Origin of the sequence: Flavobacterium sp. FlaQc-49, from assembly GCF_044005985.1 — a bacterium.
Classification (GTDB): Bacteria; Bacteroidota; Bacteroidia; order Flavobacteriales; family Flavobacteriaceae; genus Flavobacterium; species Flavobacterium cupriresistens.
Window position 1 is genome coordinate 20649 of the sequence record NZ_JBIPCS010000020.1, and the last position, 9302, is coordinate 29950.

The window sequence follows — 9302 nt, forward strand, 5'->3', positions numbered from 1 at the left end:
TGATTTCATTAATTTTTTACAAACTATTATTTTTCAATAAATTTATTTTAAGGTCTATATATTGTAATTGAAGATCATTTTTTAAAACTTCATATTTTGCTACGAGAAATTGATTTTTTACTGTAGAATATAAAACAGCTTCTATTTTTCCATTAGTGAATTTTGCCAGAGTGGTACCAAAAGAAGCTTCTGCAAACATTTGTTTTTCATTCAATTTTTGCTTGAGCTTTAAATAGTTTGTTTTCTTTTGTTCTTCTAAATCAAGCTCCTTATCCAGTTCTTGTTTCGCTCTTTCCATTGCAAGTTTTGCCTTTTCACTTTCTATCTTAGCCGCGCTTATTCTTTTATTACTTCTAAATCCATTAAAAATTGGAATAGCTAACTGCATGCCTACTTCCTGATTTTTATTATCTGATAATTGAACAAAAAAATCATTCGAAGTAGTTTGATTAATATTTTTATAAAAAAAAGTAGAATACCCGTAATAAGCCGATAACACCGGTAATTTACTTGCCTTTTCTAAATTTATTGACTTCATGCTATTTTGATAATTTAGCAGCGAAAATTTTATTTTAGGATTATACTTTCCTTCGGAAATATTAAGCGAATTTTCTTCTCTGGATGTTTCTAAATTAATTTTAGTCACATCAAAATCAAAGACATTCATTAATTGAAACAACTCCTTTTTTTTAATTAGATATAATTGCTCTGTTTGTAAATTCCGATTTTCATCTTCTGAATAACTTAATTGCATGTCATACAAATCACTTTGCGGCTTATTGCCAATAGCAACTTCCTTTGTAACTCTATTTAAGTTAAATAAAGATTGGACAAGTTCTTCATTCTGAATTTTTAATAGTTCTTGCGTATAAAGAGCTTGATAGTAACTTTCTAAAAGTTGTAGCTTATATTCATTTTCTAAAACTTCTTTTTCGACACGAGCCAATTCAATATTTATCTTGTCTTTTTTAGCATTAGTAAAGTGGCTAAAATCAATTAAATTTGATCTTGCATTCAAGTAAAAATTATCTTGTTGGATATTAGAACTTACTCTTCCATTCGTAGAAGGATCTATCGTTGATCCAAAATTATATACTTCCTCTCCATGTAAAGTAATACCGGGTAACATCCGATTTAATACAGAGTTCTGTAATTTTTCTACTCTTTTAACCTCAAGCTGCCTAATTTTGATATCTATGTTATTTTGCAAAGCTACTTCCATACATTTTGTAAGCGTCCAAGAAATATCTTGGCCGCTTACAAAAGCAGAAAATGTTAAAAAAAGAATGGTAAGAGCGATCTTTTTATTCATATTTTAAATATTTCAAAACATCACTTTTTGTTGCCTGATAGGCCCTTGACAATACAATAATCAGCGTAAGGATTAACAACACAATAAATCCTAATAAAAATGGAAATAAAGTGATATCCACTCTGAATGCGAAATTTTCAAGCCATTTGTTTAAAAAGTAATAAACAGGGAACAATGCGGTTAGAAATCCAATAATGCAAAACACAACATATTGTTTTGATAATTCTTTCAATAATTCATTGGTTTCCGCACCTAATGTTTTTCTGATGGCAATTTCTTTCATTCGTCTTTCTATAGAGTAAGAAGCCAAAGCAAAAAGTCCAAAAAGTGCAACAAGAATGACCACTACGTTTAACAATGAAAAAAGATCTTTTTGTTTTACATAGGCCTCGTAGGTTCTTGCATATTGTTTATCTACAAAATCATACTTAAATGGATATTCTCTATCGACATGAGTTCCCCAGAATTTTTCAATTGCAGCAATTGTATTCCCCATATCATCTGCTTTTATTTTGATATAAACCTGGTTAATATTAGCAGCCATATCCAAACTTTTGACATGGAAAAAAGTCATCGGAGGTACTTTAGATTCAGGACTCAACAAACTAAAGTCCTTCACAATTCCCACAACTTTCAACTTCCGACCCCTTATTACAACTTCCTGTCCTATGGGATCTTTCATATTCATTAATTTAACAGCAGATTCATTCAACAGAATAGAATTAATAGTATCTGAAGCTAATTTTTCATTGAGTCCTCTCCCTTTGACCATTTTAATTTTCATCATGTCAAGCATCCCAAAATCCATCCCGATATACTTTTCTCTAAAAAGTACATCCTGATACAAAATTGGATCTAAAGAATTATCACTTCCATCAAAAGAAAACAAACCTGTAGAAATACTTTCTACACCTTTAATTTTATATAACTCTTGTTTTATAGTCGAATATTTATTGTAAATATTTTGCCCAACCTTTTCGACCTGATATGCTGCATCGGGAAAATTTAATGATACCGCTATTACCTGATCCCCTTTAAAGCCTAAATCCTTGTTGTTTAAATACTTTACTTGTTCATAGACAATATTTGATCCAATAATGAAAAATGCGGCAACAGCGAACTGGAAAATTAACATCCCATTTCTTAACCAAACTCCATTTTTACTTCTGCCAAAATTCCCCTTCAGAACCTTAAGTGTCTCAAAATTTGAAACATAAATCGCCGGAAAAAGTCCTGCAAATAAAACTGTTATGATAAATATTACAACTAATTGCAAATAGAATTGCTCTCCAATAAACCTGAGATCTTTGCCTAAAAAATTATTATAATACGGTAGCGTTAATTCAACAACTACTGAAGCTAACAGGATTGAAAATAAAGTAATGCATATGGTTTCACAAATAAACTGTACTCTAATATTACTTTTTGACGCACCCAGGATTTTACGCACACCAACTTCTTTAGCACGTTTTACTGCATTGGCAGTAGCCATATTGACATAATTAAAAATAGACAGTACAAGAATTAAAACGGATAAGCCTACCATAATTAGCAAGAACTGATAATTTCCTCTACCCTCTGGATATCCATCAGTAATAGAATGTAATCTTGCTCCTGAAAGTGGTTCCATTACGACTGTAAAACGACCCGCTTTTTTAGTAATCTCTTCAAGTGTAAAGCCAGCTTCTTTAGCAGTTCTAACAAGAATTTCATCAAAATAAGCCTTTTCCAGCATTTTTCTGGTATCATCAACTTTCGAAGGGTCCTTTATTTTTAAAAGAATTTTTAAAACAAAAAGACCTGAATTTTTATCTAAAGACATCAAATCTTTCATTCTGCTCATTACAATTTCCGGAGCCAATGACGAATTCCCGGGTATATGGTATACAGCTCGCACAGACACCATTGAATTAGAGAGAGAAAACTGCTTTCCAATCGGATCCTCATTACCAAAGAGTTTTTTGGAAAGTTCGTCCGATATTGCAACGCTTGTATCATCTTTTAATGCAGAAATCGTATTTCCCTGAATAATTGTAAACGGGAAAAGAGAAAAGAAATCTTTTTCAGTATTGATAATTTTATCTACTGATTCCTTTTTTCCTTTATAAATAATTTTGTCCTTTTGATACCAGCGATCAGCAAAAACAATTTTTTCAACATTTGAATCTTTTTCTAAATGACTTTTTAATCGCAAGGAATTATCTCCAACAAAAGGCATGTCTCCCAATTTAACTAACACCTGATAAACATTATCCTTTTCAGAATTCCAGTCGTTGTAATTCTGTTCATCATTCCAGTACAGTAAAGCAAAAATTACACCTGCAATTCCAATTGACAAACCCAAAACATTTAGAGCAGAAAATAATTTATCTTTTTTGATGTGGAAAAAAAATATTTTAGTCCAATTTTTAATCATGTTTTTTAATTTTTAGATTCTTTTACCAATACATCGAAATTTCTACTGTTATTTTTCTCCAATACGATTTCACCATCTTTCATCAAAATGGTTCTCTGAGAAAAAGACGCATCATGTTCAGAATGTGTTACCATTATAATTGTTGCACCATTAGCATGTAAATCCATTAATAATTCTATAACTTCATTCCCACTTTTACTATCCAGATTTCCCGTTGGCTCATCAGCTAAAATAAGTAATGGATCATTAATTAGTGCTCTTGCTACGGCAACACGCTGTTGTTGTCCTCCTGAAAGCTGCTGTGGAAAATGTTTTAATCGGTGAGAAATTCCTAATTTATTAGCTATCACTTCTATCTTTCTTTTTCGTGCTACCGCCGAAACCTTATTATAAATTAGTGGTAGTTCTATATTATCGTAGACAGAAAGTTCGTCAATCAAATTAAAATTTTGGAATATGAATCCAATATTTTCTTTTCTTGCTTTGGATCTGTCTTTTTCTTTTAATCCAACCATTTCTTTATTCACCAACTGATAACTTCCACTATCGGCACTGTCTAACAATCCTAAAATATTCAATAAGGTTGATTTTCCACTTCCTGATGGCCCCATAATGGAAACAAAATCTCCTTGATTTACTTTTAGAGTAATATTACTTAATGCCTTTGTTTCAACTTCCTCTGTTCTAAAAACTTTTGAAAGATTCTTAATTTCAATCATCGTTATTTTTTTTAAATTTTTATCTATTCTTGTAGGTCTAATACTTCTACTTGTTTATAATCTTTATAGGAAGAAGTGATCACTTTTTCGCCTGTTTTCAATCCACCTATGATTTCATAGTACAAAGGGTTTTCTCTACCTAGTTTGATCTCTCTTCGTTCAGCTTTATTTCCATTGACTACAAAAATCCATTTTCCATTAGTTTCTCCATAGAAACTTCCCTTAGCCAATAGGTTGGTCTTTGTCTTTTCAGAAAGATTTAATTTAACTCCGAAACTTAAACCTTGCTTTAAATCTAGTTTATTTGCGGACACAAAATCTAATTCTACTTGAAACCTTCCGCTCTTTACTTCAGGAATTACTCTTGTTATTTGAACGTCAACGGTCTTATCATTAAAATCCACAGTTCCTTTTTGACCGATTGCTATTCTATCCAGATAGAATTCATCAACGTCTGCTGAAAGTTTATACCCCTTCCTGTCATCAATAGTCCCGATACTTGTATTCTGGGTATAAGTCTTACCCAAAATTGGCTCAAAAGAAGACAATCTTCCGGAAAGAGGAGCAGTAATTAAAAAGTTCTTTTGGTTATTTCTTAACACCTCTAAACTTTTATTCATAACCGCAATGGACTGATTAAGCTGCACTATTTGGATTTGATTTGCCTGCTTCTCCTTCTTTACACTTTGTTTAATAATATTCATCCGCTCTTGCTGAAAACGAAAATTTTCTTTAGTCTTCACCCATTCACTTTTTGCCAGTATTTGTTCTTCAAAGAGCTTTTTATTCAAGTCATATAAATCTTCAGCATCTTGATAATCATGTCCAATTGAAATCAAATCTTTTGCTAAACTCAATTCTTGATTTCTTAAATCAAGCTTAGCTTTATTCAAATTATTAATTTGTTCAATAATTGCAGTTTCTTGTTGCATATAAGCCAACTCAGCATTTGGATTATATAATCTTACCAATGGCTGCCCTTTTAGTACACGATCGCCATTTTCAACAAAAATTTCCTGAACTGCACCACCTTCAATAATATTAATCAGCATTGAATTTAAAGGAACCGCTTTAGCCTGAAAAGACATGAAATCTTCGAAAGAATTCCTTTCAATTGTTTTAATAGTTATTTCACTCTTTTTTATAGTGAGGGTTCTTTTTTTAGTGGCTGAAATAAAAATGAAATACCCCAAAAACAACATAATTATGAAAGAGATTATTAGATATTTATTTTTGCTACTTTTACGTACTACTTTACTGTCCATTGCAATTATTTACTAACCCTTAAAGAGAATATTGTGCCATAAATCCAAATTTCGTAATAGCCTTATTTTTAAGTAATTATTTTTAAAGAAATCTGAAAAGTGTTCGTTTTTGAACACGGTGTGTACGAAAATGAACAATCATGAACAAGACTAACGCTTCCATATTAGTTATAGATGATCAAGAAGATATTCTTTTTGCTTCAAAATTGCTATTGAAAAAATATTTTGAATCTATTTACACCATTAATAATCCGGCAAATATGATTGACATATTAAAGGAAAATGACATTAATGTGGTCTTATTGGATATGAATTATAGAATAGGATTTGAAGACGGAAAAGAAGGATTGCGTTTATTAAAAGAAATAAAAACAATTTCACCAACTACTGTTGTTATTTTAATGACTTCCTTTGGCAAAATAGAAACAGCGGTAAAAGGTTTAAAATCAGGTGCTTTTGACTATATTTTAAAGCCATGGACTAACGAAGAATTGTTAGATATTGTGAAACAAGCTGTTCATAAAAGTCGGAAAGGAATTAAAAAAACAAATAGTAAAAAAATTACAACTGATTATTTCTTAAGTAATTCAGAAGTTATGAAAAAAGCGTATTCCTTAGCTGATAAAGTAGCTAAAACGGATGCTAATGTTTTAATTCTTGGAGAAAATGGAACGGGTAAATATGTTTTATCACATTATATTCATTGTCAATCTGAAAGAGGAAACAATCCTTTTATTCATGTAGATCTGGGTTCATTAAATTCTAATATTTTTGAAAGCGAATTGTTTGGTTACGCCAAAGGTGCTTTTACAGACGCCAAAAGCGATACCGCCGGACGTTTTGAAATGGCCCAAACCGGGACTATTTTTTTGGATGAAATCGGAAATGTACCCCTGCATCTGCAAGCTAAACTTTTGCAGGTAATTCAGACCAAAACAGTAACAAGATTAGGTGAATCAACTGCTAGACCTCTGGATGTCCGCATTATTACTGCCACTAATTTAAAATTGCAACAAGAGGTTGAGGATAAGAATTTTCGTGAAGATTTGTACTATCGTATTAATACAATGGAAATTACTTTGCCTCCGTTAAGAGAAAGAGAGGAAGATAAAATCCCATTAGCGCATTACCTTTTAAATAAAATGCTTACTAAATACAACAAGGATGCTATAACCTTTGATGAAAAAGCGCTAGAACAAATAAAAATTCATGCTTGGAAGGGAAACATAAGGGAAATGGAAAATCGAATAGAACGTGCCGTAATTATCTGTGAAAACAATCTTATTAATTCCTCCGATTTAGATTTGGAAAAAATAACAAAAATAGAAAATACGGATATTCAACTTTCAGCAGTTGAAAAAACTGCTATTGAAAAAATATTAGCAAAAAACAATAATAACATCCTAAAAACAGCAGAGGAATTGGGTTTGTCAAGAGCAGCACTATACAGACGTTTTGAGAAATATAATATTAGTACTAAATAACATGTTCAAATCTTTTAAAACGTTTCAAGTCGTAATTTTTAAAATACTTTTAATTCTTTGTTGCACCGAAATTTCCCTATTTCTACTTAAAAAAAACTTGTTGCTTTCGTTTGTATTTTTTCTACTTATCATTTTATTTCTAATTATTGAAATTTGTTATTATATAAAAAATGCATTTTTACTTTACGACAAAACAATTATTTCAATTTTAAATAATGATTTCTCATCCGATTTTTCAAAACATAAATCTTATAAAAATTATGCGAACTTATTTCAATTATATGAAACTTTAAAAAATAAAGAAAGTCTAGAAATTTCAAAAGATATTATTTATCGTTCCATTTTAAACAACATAGATACAGGGATAATTATTCTAAAAAAAGAGGGAGAAGATTGGGATGTCTTTTTGATGAATAATTATTTTTCAAAGCATTTTGATATACCGAAAATAACAAAGTGGAAATATCTTAAAAAATTTCTACCCTCTCTGTTCCAAATTATTGAAAAAAATGATTTTAAGGAAGTAAAAATACCTCTAGAAATAAGCTTTAAGCATCAAGATGCACAGCTTTATGTAATGCAGACTTCCAGAAGCGAAATTTATGATCAGGATTATTTTATTATTTTACTGAACTCCATTCAAAATTTAATAGAAAAAAAAGAAAAACAAGCCTGGGTAAATCTTATGAATGTGATTTCTCATGAACTTTTGAATTCCATAACACCCATAAGATCTATTTCTAAAAATCTGCAAGAATTAGTACAGCAGGAAGTCATTTCAACAGAAGATCTGGAAGATGTCAAAAATAGCGTGTCAACTATATTAAGACGAAGCGATCATTTACAACAGTTTGTCGAAAGTTATCGCAAATTAGCAATGCTTCCTGCCCCCAAAAAACAAAGCACTGAATTATCAAAGTGGATTGAAAATGGTCTGAAAATTATGACTACCCTGTTTGAAAAAGAAAATATTGAAGTTATAAATACCATTGCTTTCGACCGTCTCATATCCATAGATAATCAACAAATGGAACAGGTACTCATTAATCTTTTGACAAATTGCATTCACGCTTTGGCTGGAATGGAAAAAAAACAAATTATTATTTCCGCCGAAATCAAAGAGAGGAGAACTTTTATTATGATTAGCGACTCAGGAAAGGGTATTGAAAAAGAAATACAAAAGAAAATATTTTTACCCTTTTTTACTACTCGCAAAGAAGGAGCAGGAATCGGATTGACATTATCAAAAAGTATTATTGAATCGCATGGTGGTTATCTTACTTACCGCATTATAAATAAGAAAACAACTTTTTCGATTTGTCTTTTAGATGAATAGTACTTTCAATCCTATTATAATTTCTAAAAAAACAAACACTTAATTAGCAAGTATCTCTGTCTTTAATACTTGGTACCTAATTTTTGCACTTGTATCATAAGTTCCGGCATCAGTAATACTTTTTATATTCCAATACTCTTGATCTTGTAAATGGTTACTACTATTAAGATAACAGCAATAGTTTCAATTCTAACAATCTTTTTTTGTATTCTTACCCCTCAAATTTCGCTTTATTTTGATATAGCGTACCAACATATCAACACCTGAGTATTTAAGTGTTATTAAGGTATTAGAAAGGCATTAGAGATGTTGCTGACGTTATTCTGGTCATTGTTTATTCTGTACTATTACATTCCGTTTACTAAATTACCCTCTAACCCCTTCTAAACACCAAGTTCGCAAAGATTTCATAAACAATACAAAGAAAAATTTTGGATGAAACTGCCCAATTTATATCTGTAAATTTGATCATTACAGCAGTTATAATGGCGTTTCTTATATGTGCTGCTTAACCGCAAAGCACGCAAGGATTTACGCAAGGCTCGCAAAGTAAGCTTAATTGAACTTACATCACTTATATGGTTTAAAAAAGCAAAACCAAATAGTTATATAAAACAAAAAACCCTATCCGATTTGGATAGGGTTTTAAAAGAAAGGCGACGACATACTCTCCCACATAACTGCAGTACCATCTGCGCAGGCGGGCTTAACTACTCTGTTCGGGATGGGAAGAGGTGAGCCCCGCCGCAATAACCACCTTAAGGTCGTTG

Annotated in this window: 6 protein-coding genes and 1 rRNA gene; 2 read left to right on the top strand and 5 right to left on the bottom strand. The window is 31.0% G+C overall.

Annotation, left to right across the window (positions count from 1 at the left end; translation table 11 throughout):
- Positions 1–16: 16 nt before the first annotated feature.
- The 4 genes from ACHRV3_RS22405 to ACHRV3_RS22420 are packed head-to-tail and all read right to left on the bottom strand — an operon-like array spanning position 17 to position 5712.
- Positions 17–1312, bottom strand: a complete 1296-nt coding sequence (locus tag ACHRV3_RS22405) for a TolC family protein (RefSeq protein WP_395436200.1) — start codon at positions 1310–1312, stop codon at positions 17–19.
- On the bottom strand, positions 1305–3728 hold the full coding sequence (locus tag ACHRV3_RS22410) for an ABC transporter permease (RefSeq protein ID WP_395436199.1): 2424 nt from the start codon (positions 3726–3728) through the stop codon (positions 1305–1307). The genes ACHRV3_RS22405 and ACHRV3_RS22410 overlap by 8 nt, the downstream gene beginning before the upstream one ends.
- 5 nt (positions 3729–3733) lie before the next feature.
- Positions 3734–4447 carry an ABC transporter ATP-binding protein gene (locus ACHRV3_RS22415; RefSeq protein WP_230002360.1) on the bottom strand — a complete coding sequence of 238 codons (714 nt, stop codon included), beginning with the start codon at positions 4445–4447 and terminating at the stop codon, positions 3734–3736.
- Between the two features lie 23 nt (positions 4448–4470).
- Positions 4471–5712 (bottom strand): efflux RND transporter periplasmic adaptor subunit, encoded by a 1242-nt coding sequence (locus tag ACHRV3_RS22420; RefSeq protein WP_395436198.1) that lies wholly within the window; start codon positions 5710–5712, stop codon positions 4471–4473.
- 140 nt (positions 5713–5852) lie between these two features.
- Here ACHRV3_RS22420 and ACHRV3_RS22425 point away from each other — a divergent pair, with 140 nt between their 5' ends.
- Together ACHRV3_RS22425 and ACHRV3_RS22430 are read left to right on the top strand one after the other, a co-directional pair.
- Positions 5853–7196 carry a sigma-54-dependent transcriptional regulator gene (locus tag ACHRV3_RS22425; RefSeq protein WP_395436196.1) on the top strand — a complete coding sequence of 448 codons (1344 nt, stop codon included), beginning with the start codon at positions 5853–5855 and terminating at the stop codon, positions 7194–7196.
- Positions 7197–7296: 100 nt separating this feature from the next.
- On the top strand, positions 7297–8532 hold the full coding sequence (locus ACHRV3_RS22430) for a sensor histidine kinase (RefSeq protein WP_395436195.1): 1236 nt from the start codon (positions 7297–7299) through the stop codon (positions 8530–8532).
- Positions 8533–9183: 651 nt separating this feature from the next.
- On the opposite strand, the gene rrf is transcribed toward ACHRV3_RS22430, so the two are convergent.
- Positions 9184–9293, bottom strand: a 5S ribosomal RNA gene (rrf, locus tag ACHRV3_RS22435).
- Between the last annotated feature and the right edge of the window lie 9 nt (positions 9294–9302).